Origin of the sequence: Variovorax defluvii, assembly GCF_039541515.1 — a bacterium.
Classification (GTDB): domain Bacteria; phylum Pseudomonadota; class Gammaproteobacteria; order Burkholderiales; family Burkholderiaceae_C; genus Variovorax; species Variovorax defluvii.
This window is the reverse complement of the sequence record NZ_BAABGJ010000080.1, coordinates 368,346-389,058: the sequence shown is the minus strand read 5'-3', so window position 1 is coordinate 389,058 and position 20,713 is coordinate 368,346. Positions and strand designations below refer to the sequence as shown.

General features: G+C 68.7%; 20 protein-coding genes. 18 read left to right on the top strand and 2 right to left on the bottom strand.

The window, feature by feature from the left end; all coding sequences use genetic code 11:
* Window positions 1–1,098: a cell division protein ZapE gene (gene zapE, locus ABEA07_RS24695; protein WP_345541199.1), complete on the top strand. Its 1,098-nt coding sequence runs from the start codon at window positions 1–3 to the stop codon at window positions 1,096–1,098.
* On the top strand, window positions 1,095–1,745 hold the full coding sequence (locus ABEA07_RS24690; RefSeq protein ID WP_345541198.1) for a hypothetical protein: 651 nt from the start codon (window positions 1,095–1,097) through the stop codon (window positions 1,743–1,745). Before zapE ends, ABEA07_RS24690 begins: the two co-directional genes overlap by 4 nt.
* Before the next feature lie 42 nt (window positions 1,746–1,787).
* Here ABEA07_RS24690 and ABEA07_RS24685 read toward each other — a convergent pair whose 3' ends face one another.
* Window positions 1,788–2,606 carry a PP2C family protein-serine/threonine phosphatase gene (locus ABEA07_RS24685; protein ID WP_345541197.1) on the bottom strand — a complete coding sequence of 273 codons (819 nt, stop codon included), beginning with the start codon at window positions 2,604–2,606 and terminating at the stop codon, window positions 1,788–1,790.
* 98 nt (window positions 2,607–2,704) lie between these two features.
* On the opposite strand from ABEA07_RS24685, the gene ABEA07_RS24680 reads away from it, so the two are divergent.
* A complete protein-coding gene (locus ABEA07_RS24680) occupies window positions 2,705–2,911 on the top strand; it encodes a DUF465 domain-containing protein (protein WP_345541196.1) in 207 nt (68 codons plus the stop codon).
* A complete protein-coding gene (gene yoaA / locus ABEA07_RS24675) occupies window positions 2,911–4,992 on the top strand; it encodes a DNA repair helicase YoaA (protein WP_345541194.1) in 2,082 nt (693 codons plus the stop codon). The genes ABEA07_RS24680 and yoaA overlap by 1 nt, the downstream gene beginning before the upstream one ends.
* Window positions 4,993–5,169: 177 nt before the next feature.
* Here yoaA and ABEA07_RS24670 read toward each other — a convergent pair whose 3' ends face one another.
* The gene (locus tag ABEA07_RS24670) at window positions 5,170–5,979 is read right to left on the bottom strand and encodes an outer membrane protein assembly factor BamD (protein WP_345541193.1); all 810 of its coding nucleotides are present in this window, start codon (window positions 5,977–5,979) and stop codon (window positions 5,170–5,172) included.
* Window positions 5,980–6,029: 50 nt separating this feature from the next.
* Here ABEA07_RS24670 and ABEA07_RS24665 point away from each other — a divergent pair, with 50 nt between their 5' ends.
* The 14 genes from ABEA07_RS24665 (at window position 6,030) to hflX (ending at window position 20,699) form a co-directional block, all read left to right on the top strand.
* Entirely contained in the window at window positions 6,030–7,019 is a 990-nt protein-coding gene (locus tag ABEA07_RS24665) for an RluA family pseudouridine synthase (RefSeq protein ID WP_345541191.1), read from the top strand.
* Window positions 7,020–7,146: 127 nt separating this feature from the next.
* Window positions 7,147–7,959: an SMC-Scp complex subunit ScpB gene (scpB, locus tag ABEA07_RS24660; RefSeq protein ID WP_345541190.1), complete on the top strand. Its 813-nt coding sequence runs from the start codon at window positions 7,147–7,149 to the stop codon at window positions 7,957–7,959.
* Complete coding sequence (locus tag ABEA07_RS24655) at window positions 7,956–9,668, top strand: pseudouridine synthase (protein ID WP_345541189.1); 1,713 nt, start codon at window positions 7,956–7,958, stop codon at window positions 9,666–9,668. Before scpB ends, ABEA07_RS24655 begins: the two co-directional genes overlap by 4 nt.
* A 246-nt stretch (window positions 9,669–9,914) precedes the next feature.
* Window positions 9,915–10,334 (top strand): nucleoside-diphosphate kinase, encoded by a 420-nt coding sequence (gene ndk / locus ABEA07_RS24650; RefSeq protein ID WP_345541188.1) that lies wholly within the window; start codon window positions 9,915–9,917, stop codon window positions 10,332–10,334.
* A 17-nt stretch (window positions 10,335–10,351) separates the two neighbouring features.
* Window positions 10,352–11,509 carry a dual-specificity RNA methyltransferase RlmN gene (gene rlmN / locus ABEA07_RS24645; protein ID WP_345541187.1) on the top strand — a complete coding sequence of 386 codons (1,158 nt, stop codon included), beginning with the start codon at window positions 10,352–10,354 and terminating at the stop codon, window positions 11,507–11,509.
* Window positions 11,506–12,336, top strand: coding sequence for a type IV pilus biogenesis/stability protein PilW (pilW, locus tag ABEA07_RS24640; RefSeq protein ID WP_345541186.1), 831 nt, complete (start codon window positions 11,506–11,508; stop codon window positions 12,334–12,336). The genes rlmN and pilW overlap by 4 nt, the downstream gene beginning before the upstream one ends.
* Window positions 12,329–13,246: a helix-turn-helix domain-containing protein gene (locus tag ABEA07_RS24635; protein ID WP_345541185.1), complete on the top strand. Its 918-nt coding sequence runs from the start codon at window positions 12,329–12,331 to the stop codon at window positions 13,244–13,246. Before pilW ends, ABEA07_RS24635 begins: the two co-directional genes overlap by 8 nt.
* Window positions 13,243–14,529 (top strand): flavodoxin-dependent (E)-4-hydroxy-3-methylbut-2-enyl-diphosphate synthase, encoded by a 1,287-nt coding sequence (gene ispG, locus ABEA07_RS24630; protein WP_345541184.1) that lies wholly within the window; start codon window positions 13,243–13,245, stop codon window positions 14,527–14,529. The genes ABEA07_RS24635 and ispG overlap by 4 nt, the downstream gene beginning before the upstream one ends.
* 13 nt (window positions 14,530–14,542) lie before the next feature.
* Complete coding sequence (gene hisS, locus ABEA07_RS24625; RefSeq protein ID WP_345541183.1) at window positions 14,543–15,853, top strand: histidine--tRNA ligase; 1,311 nt, start codon at window positions 14,543–14,545, stop codon at window positions 15,851–15,853.
* Window positions 15,854–15,859: 6 nt separating this feature from the next.
* Window positions 15,860–16,576, top strand: coding sequence for a YfgM family protein (locus ABEA07_RS24620; protein WP_345541181.1), 717 nt, complete (start codon window positions 15,860–15,862; stop codon window positions 16,574–16,576).
* A gap of 10 nt (window positions 16,577–16,586) precedes the next feature.
* Window positions 16,587–17,732, top strand: coding sequence for an outer membrane protein assembly factor BamB (bamB, locus tag ABEA07_RS24615; protein ID WP_345541180.1), 1,146 nt, complete (start codon window positions 16,587–16,589; stop codon window positions 17,730–17,732).
* 24 nt (window positions 17,733–17,756) lie between these two features.
* The gene (gene der / locus ABEA07_RS24610) at window positions 17,757–19,103 is read left to right on the top strand and encodes a ribosome biogenesis GTPase Der (protein ID WP_345541178.1); all 1,347 of its coding nucleotides are present in this window, start codon (window positions 17,757–17,759) and stop codon (window positions 19,101–19,103) included.
* Window positions 19,104–19,208: 105 nt separating this feature from the next.
* Window positions 19,209–19,454: an RNA chaperone Hfq gene (hfq, locus tag ABEA07_RS24605; protein WP_093201554.1), complete on the top strand. Its 246-nt coding sequence runs from the start codon at window positions 19,209–19,211 to the stop codon at window positions 19,452–19,454.
* Window positions 19,455–19,505: 51 nt separating this feature from the next.
* Window positions 19,506–20,699 (top strand): GTPase HflX, encoded by a 1,194-nt coding sequence (hflX, locus tag ABEA07_RS24600; RefSeq protein WP_345541174.1) that lies wholly within the window; start codon window positions 19,506–19,508, stop codon window positions 20,697–20,699.
* The last annotated feature ends 14 nt before the right edge of the window (window positions 20,700–20,713 follow it).

The window sequence follows — 20,713 nt, the reverse complement described above, 5'->3', positions numbered from 1 at the left end:
TTGAGCGTCAAGCAAGCGTACGACGCCGAGCTGGCGGCGCGGGGGTTCCAGAGCGACCCCGCGCAGCTGCGCGCCGTGGCAGCGCTCGATCGGTGCGCGCAGGAGTGGGCCGACTACAAGGCCCAGCGTTCCAACGCCTTCAAGAAGCTGATCAACCGGCCCGAGATCCCGCGCGGCGTCTATATGTACGGCGGGGTGGGGCGCGGCAAGAGCTTCCTGATGGACTGCTTCTTCAATGCCGTGCCGCTGCGGCGCAAGACGCGCCTGCACTTTCACGAGTTCATGCGCGAAGTGCACCGCGAGCTGGCCGAGCTGCAGGGCACGGTCAATCCGCTGGAAGAGCTGGGGCGGCGCATCGCCAGGCGCTACAAACTGATCTGCTTCGACGAGTTCCACGTCGCCGACATCACCGATGCCATGATCCTGCACCGGTTGCTGGTGGCGCTGTTCGACAACGACGTGGGCTTCGTCACCACGTCGAACTTCAGGCCGGACGATCTTTATCCGGGCGGCCTGCACCGCGACCGCATCCTGCCGGCGATCGAGTTGCTGAACCAGCGCCTCGAGGTGGTCAACGTCGACAACGGCACCGACTACCGCCGCCGCACGCTGGAGCAGGTGAAGCTCTACCTCACGCCCAATGGTGCGGAGGCCGACAGGGAGATGCGCCACGCCTTCGAGCGCCTGGCCGAAAGTGCGGATGAAAATCCCGTGCTGCACATCGAAGCACGCGAGATCCGGGCGCGGCGCAAGGCGGGCGGCGTGGCCTGGTTCGACTTCAAGACGCTGTGCGGCGGCCCCCGCTCGCAGAACGACTATCTGGAGATCGCGAGCCAATTCCACACGGTATTGCTGTCCGACGTTCCGCACATGCCGGTGCGCATGGCCTCGGAAGCACGGCGTTTCACCTGGCTGGTGGATGTGTTCTACGATCGCCGCGTGAAGCTCATCATGTCGGCCGAAGTGCCGCCCGAGATGTTGTATACCGAGGGGCCGCTGGCCCACGAGTTCCCACGCACGGTCTCCAGGCTCAACGAGATGCAGTCAAAGGAGTTCCTCGCGCAGGAGCGCCGCATCGTCGACACCCGTCTTACATGAAGAAGCTGCTGCCCTTGCTCCTGATCTTCCTCGGCACCTTGCAGGCGCCGCTGTGGGCGCAGACCACCGCCACCGCCGGCACCCTGGACGTGGAGGCCGAGCGCGCCCGCCTGGCGGAAGAGCGCAAGGCGTTGGATCAGCGCCATACGCAGGAACAGGCTGCCTGCTACAAGACCTTCGCGGTCCAGGGTTGCCTCGACGACAGCCGACGGCGCTATCGCGCCGACACGGAGCACATCAAGCGCCAGGAGGCGTCGATCAACGACATCGAGCGCAAACGCCGGGGCGCGGCTGCGCTCGATCGGCTCGAAGAAAAGAAGACGACGCCGCGTCCGCAGGACACCGCCGCCGAGCGCGAGCGCGCGCTGAAGGCCCAGGAGGAGCGCGAGCGCCGCGCCGCCGACCATGCCGAAGACCGCGCGCGCATGGCGGCGGAGGCGGAAGGCAAGCAGCGGCAGTTCGAGCGCAAGCAGCGCGAATACGCCGAGAAGCAGGCCAAGGCCGCCCAGCGCCGCGGCGAAGCGGCGGCCAAGAGCGAGGCCAGCGATCGCCGGCTGGAGCGGGCGGAGAAGCATCGCCTCGACCTCGAACGCCGCAACGCGCAGAACACCAAGCCGCGCGCGGCGCCGTTGCCGACCCCGCCCTGAACAAGGCGGCCGCTCGGCGCGGCGGCTTTGTTCACGGCTTCTTCAGGCCTCTTCCGCCTCTTCGGTTTCCGGCAGCGATTCCAGCTTGAGAATGGCCAGCGAGATGTTGTCGCCGGTCCCGCAGGCGCGCCGGCGCGCTTCGGCCACCAGCAGCTCGGCGGCGACGCGGGGCGGTTGCTGCGCCAGCACCCGGCCCATCTCTTCAGGCCTGAAGTAGTGCCACAAGCCATCGCTGCAGGCCAGCAGAAGGTCGTCCGGCTCCAGCCTGGGAACGAAATGGATGTCCACAGGCGGCGGCGTGGACTTCATGCCCAGGCACCCCAGCAGGATGTTGCCTTGGGGATGGATGTTGGCCTCGTCCTCGGAAATTTCGCCGCGGTCCACCAGGACCTGCACGTAGGAGTGGTCCTTGGTGCGCTTGATCAACTCGCCGCGCCGGAAGTGGTAGATGCGCGAATCGCCGGCATGGATCCAGGCGCAGTCGCCCTCGGGGTTCATCAGGAAGGCAGCGAGGGTGCTGTGCGGCTCCTGCTCGCTGGAAATCGCGGTCAGCTTGATGACGGTGTTGGCATCTTCCAGCAACTGCCGCAGCACCTGCACCGACTCATCGCGCCCGGGCTTGTAGCGGGCGAACAACTGGCGGGCCGTCATCAGCACCTGGTCCGATGCCTTGCGCCCGCCGCTGCGTCCTCCCATGCCGTCGGCCACCACGCCGAGCACACACCCGGCCGCCCGCGGGTGGGTCATCATCATGACCTGGTCCTGCTGGTAGGGGCGATCTCCCTTGTGGAGGCCGGTGGCGGCAGCGAGTCGGTAACCTCGGACCGGAAGTGTGCTCGCACCGGCGGCGGGATCTTTCATGGGATCTAGGGGGTGAAACGACGACGTATTATCGAGTCAACCTGCGCCAGGCCCGGCAAGGCCAGAGCGCGCTCATGCGCAGCATTGCACACTGTTCCTTGGACTCCGATCTCCATTCCCCGTCCCGCCTGCTGATCGAATTGCGCATCGAGCATGCCGAGCTGGACGCGACCATCGACCGCCTGATGGAGGTCGCCGAGCCGCGCGACGAGCTTTTGCTGCGGCGGCTGAAAAAAAAGCGCCTGGCCTTGCGCGACCGGATGGTCCAGCTGGAGCGCCTGCTGGACCCGCAGGAGCCCGCCTGATGTCGATCGTGGACTGGCCCGAGGATTTCGAGGCGGACCTGGCGGCGCCGGGCGAGCGCCGCCCCGGTGCAGCGCAGCCCGGGCAACTCGCCGACGAGGTACGCGCCGCGTTCTCGCAGGACGGCGTGCTGTCGCAGGCGGCCGAGCACTTCCGCGAACGCGAAGGCCAGACGCAGATGGCGCTGGCCGTCGCGCGCGCCATCGATGAAGGCGGTGTGCTGGTGGTGGAGGCCGGCACCGGCGTCGGCAAGACCTTCTCCTACCTGGTGCCGGCGCTGCTGAGCGGCGAGCGGGTGCTGCTGTCCACCGCGACCAAGGCGCTGCAGGACCAGCTCTTCGGCCGCGACCTGCCGCGGCTGGTCGAGGCGCTGGGCCTTCCGCTGCGCACCGCGCTGCTCAAGGGCCGCGCGAGTTACCTGTGCCTGCACCGACTGAACCAGGCCCGCCACGATGCCTCGCTGCCGGAGCGCGGCAGCCTGCGGGCGCTGGCCCGGATCGAGCAATGGTCCAAGACCACGCGCACCGGCGACCTGGCCGAGCTGCCCGGGCTGGACGAGCGATCGCCGATGATCCCGCTGGTGACCTCCACCCGCGAGAACTGCCTGGGCGCGCAATGCCCGCAGTTCAAGTCGTGCCACGTGAACCTGGCGCGGCGCGAGGCCATGGCGGCCGACGTGGTGGTGATCAACCATCACCTGTTCTTTGCCGACCTGGCGGTGCGCGAATCGGGCATGGCCGAACTGCTGCCCTCCGTGCGCGTGGTGGTGTTCGACGAGGCGCACCAGCTCAACGAGACCGGCGTGCAGTTCCTTGGTGTGCAGCTCGGCAGCGGCCAGGCGCTGGACTTCGCGCGCGACATGCTGGCCGCCGGCCTGCAGCATGCGCGCGGGCTGGTCGACTGGCAGAAACTCGTGGCAGCCACGGAGCATGCCGCGCGCGAGCTGCGGCTGGCTGCCGGCAAGCAGTGGCCGGGCGCGAAGCTGCGCTGGGCCGGGCCGGCGCCGGAAGGCGTGCCGGCCGAAGCCTGGCAGGACGCCCTCGAGGCCCTGCGCCAGGCTTTCGCGGAAGCGGCGCGCGGGCTGGACACGGTCAGCGAACTGTCGCCCGACTTCGTGCGGCTGCACGAGCGCGCCGAGCAACTGAGCGAGCGTGCCGCACGCTTCGCCCGTGCCTGTGCGCCGGAATCGGTGCGGTGGGTGGACGTGGGCACGCAACTGCGGCTGGTGGAGTCGCCCCTGGATATCGCCGAGGCGGTGCGCACCCGGGTGCTGAAGACCGGGCAGGGCGAGGCGGAAGCGCATGGCCGCGCCTGGGTCTTCACCTCGGCCACGCTGGGCGACGACCCGAAGCTGCGCTGGTTCACCGAGCCCTGCGGGCTGGAACAGGCGGAAGTCCTGCGCGTGAAGAGCCCTTTCGACTATGCGCAGCAGGCGGCGCTCTACGTGCCGCGTGACTTTCCCAAGCCGAACGACCCGGCGCACAGTGCGCGCGTGGCGGAGCTCGCCGCGCGCGGCGCCGCCGTGCTCGGCGGGCGCACGCTGGTGCTGACCACGACCCTGCGCGCGCTGCGCAGCATCGGCGACGCGATGCGGCAGCACTTCGAGCCGATGGAGGCTGCGAGCCGCCCCGAGGTGCTGGTCCAGGGCGAGCTGCCCAAGCGCGTGCTGATGGAGCGCTTCCGCGAGGGGGCTGAACTGGGCCGCGCGGGCTGCGTGCTGGTCGCCTCGGCCTCGTTCTGGGAAGGTTTCGATGCGCCGGGCGATGCCCTGCAACTGGTGGTGATCGACAAGCTGCCCTTCCCGCCGCCCAACGATCCGCTGGTCGAGGCGCGCTCGCAACGCCTCGAGTCGCAGGGCCGAAGTGCCTTCGGCGAATTCTCCCTGCCCGAGGCGGCGGTCGCGCTCAAGCAGGGCGCGGGGCGCTTGATCCGCCGTGAGACCGATCGCGGCGTGCTGGTGATCTGCGACACGCGGCTGGCGACCATGGGCTACGGTCGCCGCCTGCTGGCCGCCTTGCCGCCGATGCGGCGGCTGGAGAGTGGGCAAGCCTTCGAGAGCGCGCTGGCTGACCTGGTCCACTGAAACACCGAAATCGGCTGGTGCCGTCCACCCGATACGGGCGCGCTGCGGCGCTGCAAATGCTCGTGATACCGACGGGAATCGCTGCGCTTTACGCCTTGCATCGCATCCCGTCTCGGGCGGTCCGCGCCACCCGTTTCAATGCTTCACTGGACTAATGCAGCACTGAACGCGCCGTTGCTACCAGAGCTTCCACCAGGGATCGTCCTTGGCGCGGAAGCCACGCGTCAGGTATTCGCTCTGGGGATAGTTGGTGGTCAGGACCCGCTTGGCGTCGTCGCGCAGGTCGGCCATGCCGAGCGCGTCGTACGACTGGACCATGATGTACAGCGCTTCCTCGAGCGCCGGCACCTCGCGGTAGTCGGCCAGCGCGATCTGCGCGCGGTTGATGGCCGCCAGGTACGCGCCACGCGTGTAGTAGTAACGTGCGACGTGCACTTCGTACTGGGCCAGCGAGTTGACGATGTAGTTCATGCGCTGGCGCGCATCGGGCGTGTACCGTGACTCGGGGAAGCGGGTGATCAGATCCTTGAAAGACTCGAAGGACTCCTTGGCGGCCTTCTGGTCACGCTCGGAAAGGTCCTGCCGCGTCAGCCAGGAGAACAGGCCCAGGTCGTCGTTGAAGTTGATGACGCCCTTGAGGTAGATCGCGTAGTCCATCGCCGGGCTGGCGGGATGGAGCTTCATGAAGCGGTCCAGGGTGGCGATGGCAGCAGGCCTGTCGCCGGACTTGAATTGCGCGTAGGCCTTGTCCAGTTGCGCCTGCTGGGCAAGCGGTGTGCCGGCGGCGCGGCCTTCCAGCTTCTCGAACAGGGGCACGGCCTTGTCGTAGGCGCCAGAATCGGCTTCTTCCTTGGCTTCGGCGTAGATGCGATTGGGGCTCCAGTTCGCAGTTCTGTCGGTCGTGGTCGAGGAGCACCCGGCCACCAGCCATGCGGCGGAGCACAGGGCCAGCCAGGCAGGGAGAGCCGATAATTTGGCGCGATGCATCACATCAGGCTTTCGTGAAAAAAACGCCTTCAATTATATCGACCCCCCCCTTGGAGACCCCTGCGGACGAGGGCGAGCACGACGAGGGCGCCGAGCTTTCCGACGTCTCGGAGTCGCGCAGTTTCCTGATCCACGAACCGCTGCATGGCCAGCGGCTGGACCGCGCGCTCGCGGCCCTGGTTCCGGAGTTTTCGCGCAGCTACCTGCAGCAACTGATCGAAGCCGGAGCGGTCGAGGTGCAGGGCCGCGTGCTGACCAAGCCTTCGGCCACGGTGCATGCCGGCGAGATCGGCAGCATCGAGCTGCGCCCGACGCCGCAGAGCCAGGCCTTCAAGCCCGAGTCCATGCCGATCACGGTGGTGCACGAGGACGAGCACCTGCGCATCATCGACAAGCCGGCCGGGCTGGTGGTGCATCCCGCACCGGGCCATTGGAGCGGCACGCTGCTCAACGGCCTGCTGGCGCTGGACCCTCGGGCCGCGCTGCTGCCGCGCGCCGGCATCGTGCACCGGCTGGACCGCGACACCAGCGGGCTGATGGTGGTGGCGCGCAGCCGCGCGGCCATGGATGCGCTGGTCGCGCTCATCGCGGCCCGGGACGTCAAGCGCCAGTACGTCGCGCTTGCGCACCGCAGCTGGCAAGGTGCCCCGACGCGCCATGTGGAGGGGGCGATCGGGCGCGATCCTCGCAACAGGCTGCGCATGGCGGTGGTCGATCTCGAACGGCATTCGGGCAAACCCGCGCGCACGTTGATCGAGGCGCTCGACAGCAACGAGCAGGGCTGCGCGGTGCGCTGCACGCTGGAGACCGGCCGCACCCACCAGATCCGGGTCCACATGGCCTCCATCGGCCATCCGCTGGTCGCCGACACGCTGTACGGCGGCGTGCCGGCGGCCGGGCTGCAGCGCCAGGCCCTGCATGCGTTCAGGCTCGCCTTCCTGCATCCGGCGACGGGCGCGGCGATGGAGTTCCGGGCCCCTTTGCCCCCCGACCTCGCACAGGCTATGCAGGCCTGGGGGCTGGATTACAATCGCGCCTGACGGCCCGAGAGCCGTGCCGGCGCCCCGATGCCGGCTTCGCTGCAATCGCCGACTTGCTGCAGCGCCTTCTTCCATCCTTCTGAAAAACAAGCGCCTGCAAGGCGCCTTTTCCCGGATACCGCGAATCATGAATACGGCGGATGCCAAGCGCATTCTCGAAACCGCCTTGATCTGTTCGACCCAGCCCTTGCCGGTGCGCGAACTGCGCGTGCTGTTCGACGACGAACTGGGCGCCGACACGATCAAGTCGCTGTTGTTCGAATTGCAGGAAGACTGGTCCCAGCGCGGCCTGGAACTGGTGAGCGTGGCCAGCGGCTGGCGCTTCCAGAGCCGACCGGAACTGCGCGACCACCTCGATCGCCTGCATCCGGAAAAGCCGCCGCGCTACACGCGCGCCGCGCTCGAGACGCTGGCCATCATCGCCTATCGTCAGCCGGTCACGCGGGGCGACATGGAAGACATCCGCGGCGTCACCATCAACTCCCAGATCCTCAAGCAGCTCGAAGACCGCAACTGGGTCGAGGTCATCGGCCACCGCGAGACGGTAGGGCGCCCCGCGCTCTATGCCACGACCCGCCAGTTTCTCGACGACCTGGGCCTGGAATCGCTCGACCAGCTGCCGGTGATCGAGACGCCGGCGCAGCAGGCCGGGCTGGTCGATGCGCTGGCGGATGCGGCCGATCATGGGCAGGCCGGCCTGCCGATCGAGGCGCCTGCGGCCGAGGGCGTGCCAGAGGCCGCATTCGAGGCCGCACCCGAGCCAACGCCCGCACCCGAGCCAACGCCCGAGGCCGAGCCGACGCCCGAGGCCGAGCCCGCCGCGACACCTGACATCCCCTTCGAGCCTGAGCTCCCCACCACCACCGTCGCCTCCGAGCCCGATGCCGGGCCCGACGAAGAAGACGACACCCCCGCCGTTCGTTCCGGAACCCGATCATGAGCCCATCCGATCCCGAAGACGCAGCGATGCTGCCGGCAGCCCCTCTCATCGGCGACGAAGCCGCGCCGTCCCCGGCGCCCTCCATGGATGCCGAGGCCGTGCCGGTAGAGGCGCCCCGCAAACGCCGGCCGCGCAAGCCCAAGCCCGTCGCACAGGCGCCGGTGGAGGGTGCCGAGGCCGTGGAAGCGTCTACCGATGCGGCCGCGGCAGTGGCCCCGGAAGTGTCCGCCGAGGCGCCGGCCGAACCGGCTCCCGCCGCCGACGTGCGGGTCGAGCAGCCCGCGCCACAGGTCGTCACATCCCCTCGCGACGAAGGTCAGGATGAGGACGAGGACGATGACGAGGAAGACATCGACGAAGACGAGGACGATCTCGATCGGGCCCGCCGCGCCGCCGAGCGTGAGCAGCGCAACGCCCCGCCGCCCGAGCCGATCCGTTTCACCGACGTCGTCTCGGGCCAGTTCGACGCCGACGAGGACAGTCCCGAGGTCCCACCGCTCAAGCGCGTGCTGCTGCCCGAGGCCGACTCGCCCAAGCTGCACAAGGTGCTGGCCCAGGCCGGGCTGGGCTCGCGGCTGGAGATGGAGCAACTGATCCTGCAGGGGCGCATCTCGGTCAACAACGAGCCGGCCCACATCGGCCAGCGCATCCAGTTCGGCGACCAGGTCAAGATCAATGGCAAGCCGATCCGCTACCGCATTGCGCCGCCGCCGGCGCGCGTGATCGCCTATCACAAGCCGGTCGGCGAGGTCGTCACGCACGACGACCCCCAGAACCGTCCCACCGTATTCCGCAAGCTGCCGCGCCTGCCCCAGGGCAAGTGGCAATCGGTCGGGCGGCTGGACCTCAATACCGAAGGCCTGCTGCTCTTCACCAGCTCGGGCGAACTGGCCAATCAGCTGATGCACCCGCGCTTCGGCCTGGAGCGCGAATATGCGGTGCGCGTGCTGGGCGCGCTGAGCAGCGAAGAGAAGCAGAAGCTGCTCGACGGCGTGCGCCTCGACGACGGCATGGCCCACTTCGGCACCATCGAAGAGGGCGGTGGCGAGGGGTCGAACTGCTGGTACCGCGTCACCATCTCCGAAGGCCGCAACCGCGAAGTGCGCCGGCTGTTCGAATCGGTGGGCCATGCGGTCAGCCGTCTGATCCGCATTCGCTACGGCGCCATGGTGCTGCCGCGTGGCCTGAAGCGCGGCGCCTGGATGGAGCTCGACGACCGCGACATCCGCGCCCTGTTCCAGGCCGCGGGGGGCGAGAGGCCGGGCCGCGGCCCGGGCCCGAAGGGGGGCAACCCGGAGGGTGGCGGGCGCAACAACCGTCATCGCAACAAGCGCCGCGGCAACCGCAATGGCGGCGGTGCGCAGGACGACCACCGCGACGGGCCGATCCCGAATCCGCTCTCCAGCGGCCCGCAGGCCCGGGGCCGCGGCGGCAACGGTGGCGGCGGTGGCGGTGGCGGTGGCGGTGGCGGTGGCGGCGGCGGTGCCCAGGCGCGCCGCAACCGCCAAGGGCAGGGCGGCCGTCGCGACGGTGCACCCGGCGGCGGCAACCAGCCCGATCCGATGAAGACCTCGCTGGGTTACATCGGCGCCGACAGCTTCTCGCGCCAGCGCAAGGAGCAGCGCCCGCGGCGCGGCGGCGGTGGTGGCGGCCCTTCCGGCGGCGGCAACTTCGGCGGCCAGGGCGGCGGACGTCGCCGCGGAAGATAGACCTTCCCGGGATCCCCACTGCGTGGGGGCCTCCGACTTCCTTCGGGGGACAGCACCAGCGGCGCGGCAAAGCCGGGTCCGCGGTGTTCCCCCAAAGGCGGACTTTGCCGGCCGCGTCTTTCGTCCACATGTCATCGGTGGGGATGGCGGCGCCGGTTAAAATCAGAGGCTTTGTCAAGGGAGCGCAGCCGCGGGCTGCAGCTTGACGGAACTCCTCGAAATCCAAGCAATCACGAAAGCACTTCAATGGCCATCGAACGCACCCTCTCCATCATCAAGCCCGACGCCGTGGCGAAGAACGTCATCGGCAAGATCGTCTCCCGCTTCGAGGCCGCCGGCCTCAAGATCGTGGCCGCCAAGCTGGTCCAGCTGTCGCAGGCCGACGCCGAGCAGTTCTACGCCGTGCACAAGGAGCGCCCCTTCTTCGGCGACCTGGTCAAGTTCATGATCTCCGGTCCCGTGTTCGTGCAAGTGCTGGAAGGCGAGGACGCGATCACCAAGAACCGCGACCTGATGGGCGCCACCGATCCCAAGAAGGCCGCCCCCGGCACCATCCGCGCCGACTTCGCCGACAGCATCGACGCCAACGCCGTGCATGGCTCCGACGCCGCCGAAACCGCGAAGGTCGAGATCGCCTTCTTCTTCCCCGAGCTCAAGCCCCTCTGAGGCGAGCCGCCCCTCGCATGACCACGGCCAACCTGCTCGACTTCGATCTGGAGGGGCTGGCCGCGTTCTGCGAAAAGCTCGGCGAGAAGCGCTTCCGCGCCACGCAGCTGTTCCGCTGGATCCACCAGCGCGGCGCCAGCGACTTCGCGCAGATGACCGACCTCGCCAAGTCGCTGCGCGAGAAGCTCGCTGTTCATGCACACGTCGAGGGCCTGCCGGTGCTGACGCAGCAGGCATCGGCCGACGGCACCATCAAGTGGCTGTTCGACGTCGGCGACGGCAATGCAGTCGAGGCGGTCTTCATTCCCGAGGACGACCGCGGCACGCTGTGCGTGTCCTCGCAGGCCGGCTGCGCCGTCGGCTGCCGCTTCTGCTCCACCGGGCACCAGGGCTTCAGCCGCAATCTCAGCACCGGCGAAATCGTCGCTCAGCTGTGGTTTGCCGAGCATTTCCTGCGCAAGCATCTGAAGCGCGACGACCGCGTCATCTCCAACGTGGTGATGATGGGCATGGGCGAGCCGCTGCAGAACTACGCGGCGCTGGTGCCGGCCTTGCGCACCATGCTCGACGACAACGCCTACGGGCTCTCGCGCCGGCGCGTCACCGTGTCGACCTCGGGCGTGGTTCCCATGATCGACCGCCTCGGCGTGGATTGCCCCGTCGCCCTGGCGGTCTCGCTGCATGCACCCGGCGATGCGCTGCGCGATGAACTCGTGCCCCTCAATCGCAAGTACCCGCTGGCCGAGCTGCTCGATGCCTGCCAGCGTTATCTCGCGCATGCGCCGCGCGACTTCATCACCTTCGAGTACTGCATGCTCGACGGCGTGAACGACCAGCCCGAGCATGCGCGCCAGCTGATCGAGCTGGTGCGTTCGCAGGGCATCTCCTGCAAGTTCAATCTCATCCCCTTCAATCCCTTTCCCGCGTCGGGCCTGCTGCGTTCGCCGCAGCCTCGCGTGCTGGCCTTCGCCAAGCTCCTGAGCGAAGCCGGCATCGTCACCACCGTGCGCAAGACCCGCGGCGATGACATCGACGCGGCCTGCGGCCAATTGGCCGGCGACGTGAAGGACCGCACCAATGCGGCCCGTCGCATGGCCGAGCGGCGCACGGTCGTGCTGCATCCGGCGCGCAAGAAGTCTGCCACTTCCCCTGTCCCAGGAGCAATGAACCGATGATCCAGGCCCCTTCGATCGCGCAGCAGAGGATGATGCAAGCCGTGCTCGGTGCCGTCGCCGCCGTCCTGCTGGCCGCCTGTGCGACCAAGGATGTCGGCGTGCCCAGCACCGCCGGCAATGCGGCCGGCATCGTCACCGACTCGGACGAGGGCAATGCACGCAAGCGCGCCCGGCTGCGCCTCGAACTGGCGATCGGCTACTTCGAGCAAGGCCAGCCCACGGTGGCGCTGGACGAGATCAAGCAGGCGCTGGCCGCCGACCCGAACTTTGCCGAGGCCTACAACCTGCGCGGCCTGGTCTACATGCGGCTGGCCGATGCGGGGTTGGCGGAAGACAGCTTCCGCCGCGCCATCGCGCTGAATCCGCGCGACCCGAACACACTGCACAACTACGGCTGGCTGCTATGCCAGCAGAACCGCTTCGGCGACGCGCAACAGCAGTTCTCGGCGGCGCTGGGCGTTCCCACTTATGGGGAGCGGGCCAAGACGCTGATGACGCAGGGCGTGTGCCAACTGCGCGCCGGTCAGCGTGCCGAGGCGGAGCGCAGCTTGACGCAGGCCTACGAGCTCGATGCCGGCAACCCGGTGATCGGCTATAACCTGGCCTCCCTGCTGGCGCAGCGCGAGGAATGGTCGCGCGCGCAGTTCTATATCCGCCGCATCAACAACGGCCCCTCGTCGAATGCCGAGACGCTGTGGCTGGGCATCAAGGTCGAACGCAAGCTCAACAACCGCGAGGCGGTGGCACAGCTGGCCAGCCAGTTGCAGAGGCGCTTCCCCCAGTCGCGCGAGGCGGCAGCCTATGAGCGCGGTAGCTTCAATGATTGAGAAGGCGAGCGAGTTCGGCGCCTCGGCTGCCGTGCCCTTGATGACCGGCGACAAGACCCACATGACGGCCGGCGACATGCTGCGCCAGGCGCGCGAGGCGCACGGCCTGCACCTGGACATGGTGGCCGCGGCGCTCAAGGTCACACCGCAGAAGCTGGCGGCGCTGGAGGCCGACGACATCGAGGCCTTGCCCGATCCCGTGTTCGCGCGCGCACTGGCCGCGAGCGTGTGCCGTGCCCTGCGCATCGACCCGGCCCCCGTCCTCGCCAAGCTGCCGGGCGCCCAGACTTCGGGATTGGCCCAGGCCGACCGCACCATGAGCAAGGCCCTGCCGTCGCAGGTGCGCTCGGGCAACCCTGCCGGCCGGCCGTCGCGCCCGCTGGTGACGGTGGTCGTGTTGCTGCTGGTCGGCGCGGCCGCGCTGTTCTGGCTGCCGCAATCCCTTTTCGACCGGGTCGGCGAACTCGTCGCGCGCGTCACGGCGCGGAGCGAGACGGGCGAGGTTCAGCCTGCATCGGCGGACACGCCGCCGGCACCGCCCGGGCACGTGGTGGAGTCGGTCCAGCCGGCCGCGGTCACCGCCGCACCCGCCGCACCCGCCGCGCGGCCTGTACCGGCGGCGCCGTCGCCCGGGGCGCCTGCGGTCGCGACACCGCCGGCCGCCGCCCCCGACCTGATCGTCTTCGTGGCGCGCGAGGCTTCCTGGGTCACCGTGAACGAGGCCGGCGGCAAGTCCCTGCTGCGCCGCACCGTGCAGGCCGGCGAGACGGTCGGCCTGACGGGCGCGCTGCCGTTGTCGGTGGTGGTCGGCCGCGCATCGGTTATCGACGTGCAGGTGCGCGGCCAGCCCCTCGACCTCAAGCCCCTGACGCGCGCGGGCGGCGTTGCCCGCTTCGAGGTGAAGCCATGAACGAAATCCCCTTGATGTCCGCCGACAGCCTGCCCATCGAGCCCGCCGCGCCGCGCGCGCGCCGTTCCCGCCAGGCCAGCGTGTCCTGGGGACCGCGCATCGTGACCGTGGGCGGCGATGCGCCAGTGCGCGTCCAGTCGATGACCAACACCGACACGGTGGACGCCATCGGCACCGCGATCCAGGTCAAGGAGCTGGCGCAGGCCGGCTCCGAGATGGTGCGCATCACCGTCAACACGCCCGAGGCGGCGGCGCAGGTGCCCTACATCCGCGAGCAGCTCGACCGCATGGGCGTCGACGTGCCGCTGATCGGCGACTTCCACTACAACGGCCATCGCCTCCTGACCGACTTCCCGGCCTGCGCCGAGGCGCTCAGCAAGTACCGAATCAACCCCGGCAACGTGGGCAAGGGCGACAAGCGCGACCGCCAGTTCGGCCAGATGATCGAGGCCGCCATGCGCTGGAACAAACCCGTGCGCATCGGCGTCAACTGGGGCAGCCTCGACCAGGAATTGCTGGCCAGCCTGATGGACGTCAACAGCGGCCGCGCCGAGCCCTGGGACGCCAGGCAGGTGATGTACGAGGCGCTGGTGAGCTCGGCCATCGGTTCGGCGAAACTGGCCGAATCCATGGGCATGCCGGGCGACCAGATCATCCTGAGCTGCAAGGTGAGCGGTGTGCAGGACCTGATCTCCGTCTACCGCGCCCTCGCGAAGCGATGCGACTACGCGCTGCACCTCGGCTTGACCGAGGCCGGCATGGGCACCAAGGGCACGGTCGCGTCGGCCACGGCGCTCTCGATCCTGCTGCAGGAAGGCATCGGCGACACCATCCGCGTCTCGCTCACGCCGCAGCCGGGCGAAGCGCGCACGCAGGAGGTGGTCATTGCCAACGAGATCCTCCAGGCCCTGGGCCTGCGCGTGTTCGTGCCCAGCGTCACCGCCTGCCCGGGCTGCGGCCGCACCACCAGCACCACCTTCCAGGAACTGGCCAAGCAGATCGACGACTACCTGCGCATGCAGATGCCGGTCTGGCGCACCAGGTACCCCGGCGTCGAGACGATGAAGGTGGCCGTCATGGGCTGCATCGTCAACGGCCCCGGCGAGAGCAAGCACGCCGACATCGGCATCAGCCTGCCCGGCACCGGCGAGGCGCCGGCCGCGCCCGTCTTCATCGATGGCGAGAAGGCGCTCACGCTGCGCGGCGAGAACATCGCCGCCGAATTCCATCAACTGGTCGAAAACTACGTCGAGAAGCGCTTCGGCGCAGCGACTGCTGCCTGAGCTTCGTAATCCAATGGCTGACAAACTGAATGCCGTCAAGGGCATGAACGACACCCTGCCGCCGGAATCGGCGCGCTGGGAATGGCTGGAAGGGATCGTTCGCGAGGTGACCTCGCGCTTTGCCTATTGCAACATCCGCACCCCCATCCTGGAGCACACGGCGCTGTTCGTGCGCGGCATCGGCGAGGTGACCGACATCGTCGAGAAAGAGATGTACTCCTTTCACGACCGCTCGGACAAGTACGGTGACAACGACCACCTGACGCTGCGTCCCGAGAACACCGCCGGCATCGTGCGCGCCGCGATCGAGCACAACATGCTCTACGACGGCGGCAAGCGCCTCTGGGCCATCGGCCCCATGTTCCGGCGCGAGAAACCGCAGCGCGGCCGCTTCCGCCAGTTCCATCAGTTCGACGTCGAGGCGCTGGGCTTCGCCGGCCCGGACGTCGATGCCGAGCTCGTGCTGCTGGCCAGCTCCCTCTTCAAGGCCATCGGCCTGACCGACGTGCGGCTGGAGATCAACAGCCTGGGCCAACCCGCCGAGCGCGCCCAGCACCGCGCCCAACTCATCGCGCACTTCGAGGCGCATGCCGACCAGCTCGACGAGGACGCGCGCCGCCGCCTGCACAGCAACCCGCTGCGCATCCTGGACACCAAGAACCCTGCCATGAAGGCGGTGGTGGAAGCGGCGCCCCGGCTGATCGACTTCCTCGGCGCCGAATCGCTGGCGCACTTCGAGGGACTGAAGGCGATCCTCGATGCCAACGGCGTCGCGTACACCATCAACCCCCGCCTGGTGCGCGGCCTCGACTACTACAACCTCAGCGTCTTCGAATTCGTCACCGACCGCCTGGGCTCGCAGGGCACGGTGTGCGCCGGCGGCCGCTATGACGGCCTGTTCGAGCAACTCGGCGGCAAACCGGCGCCTGCGGTGGGCTGGGCCATGGGCCTGGAGCGCGTGCTCGACCTGGTGAAGGAGCAGGGCACTGCGGTCCCCGTGCCGGTGCCCGACGCGTACGCGGTGGTGCCGGACGTGGCCGCGATGCCGGTCGTCCTGCGCACCCTGCAGCAGCTGCGCGAAGCCGGCGTGCGGGTGCAGATGCACGCGGCCACTGCGGACGGCCTGGGCAGCTTCAAGTCGCAGTTCAAGAAGGCCGACGGCAGCGGCGCCACCTACGCGCTGATCTTCGGCGCCGACGAACTGGCGCGCGGCGAACTCACGGTCAAGGCGCTGCGCGATGGGACCGGGGCCCAGGTGGCGCGTCCGCTGGCCGACCTGGCGGGCTGGGCCGCCACCCTACAATCCCCGGCTCCCAACAACTGACAGCGCATGGCCACCCATCTCGACCTCGAAGAACAGGAACAGCTCGACCAGCTCCGGCATTTCTGGAAAACCTACGGAACGTTGATCACCTGGGTCGTGGTGCTCGTCGCCGGCGCCTTCCTGGCCTGGACCGGCTGGCAGTACTGGCAGCGCGAGCAGGCCGCAAAGGCCTCGGCACTGTACGACGAGCTCGAGCGCGGCGCCCAGGCCGGCGACGCGGCCCGTGTCGAGCGCGCGCTGGCCGACATGAAAGACAAGTTCGCTTCCACCGCCTACGCCCAGCAGGCCGGCCTGCTCGCCGCCCGCGTGCTGCACGAAAAGGGCAATGCCGAGGCTTCGCGCGCGGCGCTGGCCTGGGTCGCGGACAAGGGCACCGACGCCGGCTACCAGGCTGTGGCCCGGTTGCGCCTGGCCGGTGCACTCCTGGAAGCCAAGTCCTACGACGAGGCCTTGAAGCAGCTGTCGGCCCCCATGCCGAGCCAGGACTTCGAGGCCCTCGCGGCCGACCGTCGGGGCGATGTCTACATGGCCCAGGGCAAGCGCGAGGAGGCGAAGACCGAATACCGCAAGGCCTGGTCTGCCTTCTCTCCCGCCAACGAGTTCCGCCGCCTGGTCGAGATCAAGCTCAATGCGGTCGGCGTCGATCCCCAGAGCCTGGCCCCGGCCGCCGCCAACGCGCCTGCCGTGAACGCGCCTGCCGGCAACGCATCCGCCGCCAAGTAATAACAAAGCCATGAATTCCAGCCGTCGTCCGATGCTTCCCGTTTCCGCCCTGCGCTTCGGCGCTGCCGCGCTCGTGATCGCCGCGCTCGCCGCCTGTTCCGGGACCCCGAAACCCAAGCCGGCCGAACTGCCGCCGGTTCAGGCGGTGCTGGGCGTGAGGCAGGCCTGGAGCATCCGCATCCCCAAGGTGGAGTTCCCCCTGGTCACCGACGTCAGCGGCGACATGGTGACCGTGGCTGCGAGCGACGGTACGGTGGTCATGATCGACGCCCGCTCGGGGCAGGAGGTCTGGCGCGTCAGCGTCGGCGCGTCGCTGGCGGCCGGTGTGGGCAGCGACGGGTCGATGGCTGCGGTGGTGACCACCGACAACGAACTCGTCGCCCTGCAGGGCGGCAAGGTGCTATGGCGGCAGCGGCTCACGGCGCAGACTTTCACGGCGCCGCTGGTGGCCGGCCGCCGCGTCTTCGTGCAGACGGCCGACCGCACCCTCAGCGCCTGGGACGGCCAGAGCGGCCGCCGCCTGTGGTCACAGACGCGCACTGCCGAGAACCTGGTACTCAAGCGCCCGGGCGTGATGCTCGCGGTCGGCGACACCCTGGTGGTCGGCGTCGGCGGGCGGCTGGTCGGCGTCAACCCGGCCAACGGCAGCTCGCGCTGGGAGTCGCCCATCGCGGCGCCGCGCGGCACCAACGACGTCGAGCGCCTGGTCGACCTGACCGGCAGCGTGAGCCGCGTCGGAGACTCGGTCTGTGCCCGCGCCTACTACGCCAGCGTCGGCTGCGTCGACACCTCCCGCGGCACGCTGCTGTGGACCAAGCCGGCCAGCAGCGCCGAGGGTCTGAGCGGCGACGAGCGCTTCGTCTACGGCACCGAGGAGAATGGCACCGTGGTGGCCTGGCGCCGCAGCGACGGCGAGCGCGCCTGGCAGGTCGACCGCTTCAAGTACCGCACGCTGACTGCGCCGCTGGCGGTTGGCCGATCGCTCATCTTCGGCGACAGCACGGGCTTCGTGCACGTGCTCTCCCGCGAGGACGGGGCGACGCTCAACCGCCTCGCGCCGGACGGCTCCGCCATCGCCGCGCGCCCCGTGCTCTCGGGCAACACGGTCGTGGTCGTCACCCGCAACGGCAACGTCTTCGGCTACCGGCCGGAGTAAGCGCAGGTAGGGGAGCGTGCGACCATGAAACCCGTCATTGCACTGGTCGGGCGCCCCAACGTCGGCAAGTCGACGCTGTTCAACCGTCTGACCCAGACGCGCGATGCCATCGTCGCCGACTTCGCCGGCCTGACCCGCGACCGCCACTACGGCAACGGCCGCCAGGGCCGGCACGAATTCATCGTCATCGACACCGGCGGTTTCGAGCCCGATGCGGGCAGCGGGATCTTCAAGGAGATGGCCAAGCAGACCCGCCAGGCAGTGGCCGAGGCCGACGTCGTGATCTTCGTCGTCGACGCGCGTGAAGGCGTCTCGGCGCAGGACCACGACATCGCCAACGAACTGCGCCGCCTGGGCAAGCCCTGTCTTCTGGTGGCGAACAAGGCCGAGGGCATGCGTGACACCGCCCGGCTGGCGGAGTTCTACGAGCTGGGCTTCGGCGAGGTGCATGGCATCTCGGCCGCGCACGGGCAGGGCATCCGCAGCCTGGTGGAGCTGGCGCTGGAGCCGCTGGCCCTGCCGGAGCCCGAGGACGAGGTTGACGAGGAAGAGGGCCCAAGCAAGCCGATCAAGCTGGCCGTGGCCGGCCGGCCCAACGTCGGGAAGTCCACCCTCATCAACACCTGGCTGGGCGAAGAGCGCCTGGTGGCCTTCGACCTGCCCGGCACCACCCGCGACGCCATCTCCGTCCCCTTCGAGCGCAACGGCCAGCGCTTCGAATTGATCGACACGGCCGGCCTGCGGCGCAAGGGCAAAGTGTTCGAGGCGATCGAGAAGTTCTCGGTGGTCAAGACGCTGCAGGCCATCGAATCGGCCAACGTGGTGCTGCTCCTGATAGATGCGACCCAGGGCGTGACCGACCAGGACGCCCACATCGCCGGCTACGTGCTGGAAAGCGGCCGCGCCGTGGTGATCGCCATCAACAAGTGGGACGCGGTCGACAGCTACCAGCGCGAGCAGGTGCAGCGCCAGATCGAGACCCGGCTGGCGTTCCTGAAGTTCGCCTCGCTGCACTTCATCTCGGCCATCAAGCGACAGGGCCTGGGACCGCTGTGGCAGGCCATCGCGCAGGCCCACAAGTCCGCCACCCGCAAGATGTCGACACCGGTGCTCACGCGGCTGCTGCAGGAGGCGGTGCAGTTCCAGGCGCCCAAGAAGGCGGGCATGTTCCGGCCCAAGATGCGCTACGCGCACCAGGGCGGGATGAATCCGCCGGTGATCGTCATCCACGGCAACTCGCTGGAGCACGTGACCGAGGCGTACAAGCGATTCCTCGAAGGGCGCTTCCGCAAGGAATTCGACCTGGTGGGCACACCGCTGCGCATCGAGTTCAAGACCCAGCACAACCCGTACGCCGACAGGGAAGGTTGACGGTCGCCCTTATTTTTCAGGGGACCATAAGGTTTCGTGCTGCGCTGCGGAAACCCTGTGTTATGGTGACTGGTCCAACAACTACTCTTGAACACGGAGAATATCGTGAGCAACAAAGGGCAACTCCTACAAGACCCCTTCCTGAATACCTTGCGTCGTGAGCACGTGCCGGTGTCCATCTACCTGGTCAACGGCATCAAGCTGCAAGGTCAGATCGAGTCTTTCGATCAGTACGTCGTGTTGCTGCGCAACACGGTGACCCAGATGGTCTACAAACATGCCATCTCCACCATCGTGCCGGGCCGGGCCGTCAACTTCTCGGCCACCGAGAACGACGACGCCGCCGCCTGACGGCGCGAAGCGCGGTGGCCCGGCCGCCGCGCTTCTTCTCATTGACACCGCTTGTCTGAACTGACTTCCCGAAAAGAGGGTGCCGTCGTTCTCGTCGGCGTCGATTTCGGGCTGCCCCATTTCGACGGCGAACTCGAGGAACTGGGCCTTCTTGCGCAGACCGCGGGCCTCGAACCCGTTGCGCGCCTGATCGCCAAGCGCCGCGCGCCCGACGCGGCCCTCTTCGTGGGCAGCGGCAAGGCCGAGGAAATCCGCGAGCTGGCCCAGTTGCATGGCGCCGGCGAGGTGATCTTCGACCAGGCCCTGAGCCCCGCGCAGCAGCGCAACCTCGAGCGCCAGCTCGGGGTCGCGGTGTACGACCGTACCTTCCTGATCCTCGAGATCTTCGCCCAGCGCGCCCGCTCCCACGAGGGCAAGCTGCAGGTCGAGCTGGCGCGCCTGCAGTACCTCAGCACGCACCTGGTGCGCCGCTGGTCCCACCTGGAGCGCCAGCGCGGCGGCATCGGCACGCGCGGCGGCCCGGGCGAGACGCAGATCGAGCTCGACCGCCGGATGATCGGCGACTCCATCCGTCGCACCCGCGAGCGCTTGGCCAAGGTGCAGCGGCAGCGTGGCACCCAGCGCCGCCAGCGCGAGCGGCGCGACACCTTCAACATCTCGCTGGTGGGCTACACCAACGCCGGCAAATCCTCCCTGTTCAATGCGCTGGTGAAGGCCCGCGCCTATGCCGCCGACCAGCTCTTCGCCACGCTGGACACGACCACGCGCCACCTGTACCTCGGCGATGCGAAGCGCAAGGTGTCGATCTCCGACACCGTGGGCTTCATCCGCGAGCTGCCGCATGGCCTGATCGACGCTTTCAAGGCCACGCTGCAGGAGGCGGTCGATGCCGACCTGCTGCTGCACGTGGTCGATGCATCCAACCCTCACCACCCCGAGCAGATGGCCGAGGTGCAGGCGGTGCTCAAGGAGATCGGGGCCGACAACGTGCCGCAACTGCTGGTCTTCAACAAGCTCGACGCGATCGACGCGGGGCAGCGGCCGCATGTCCTGGCCGACGAGATCGAAGTCGACGGCATGAAGATGGCGCGCATTTTCCTGAGCGCCCACAGCGGCGAAGGCCTGCCCCTGCTGCGGGCCGAACTCGCGCGCCGTGCGCTGGCGGGCCGGGAAGAGGGCATGACCCCAGGCCCCGGCACCGAATTGCACGATGGTGTCGGCGCATTGGCACAATCCCCCCACTGACAAGCTGTGACCAG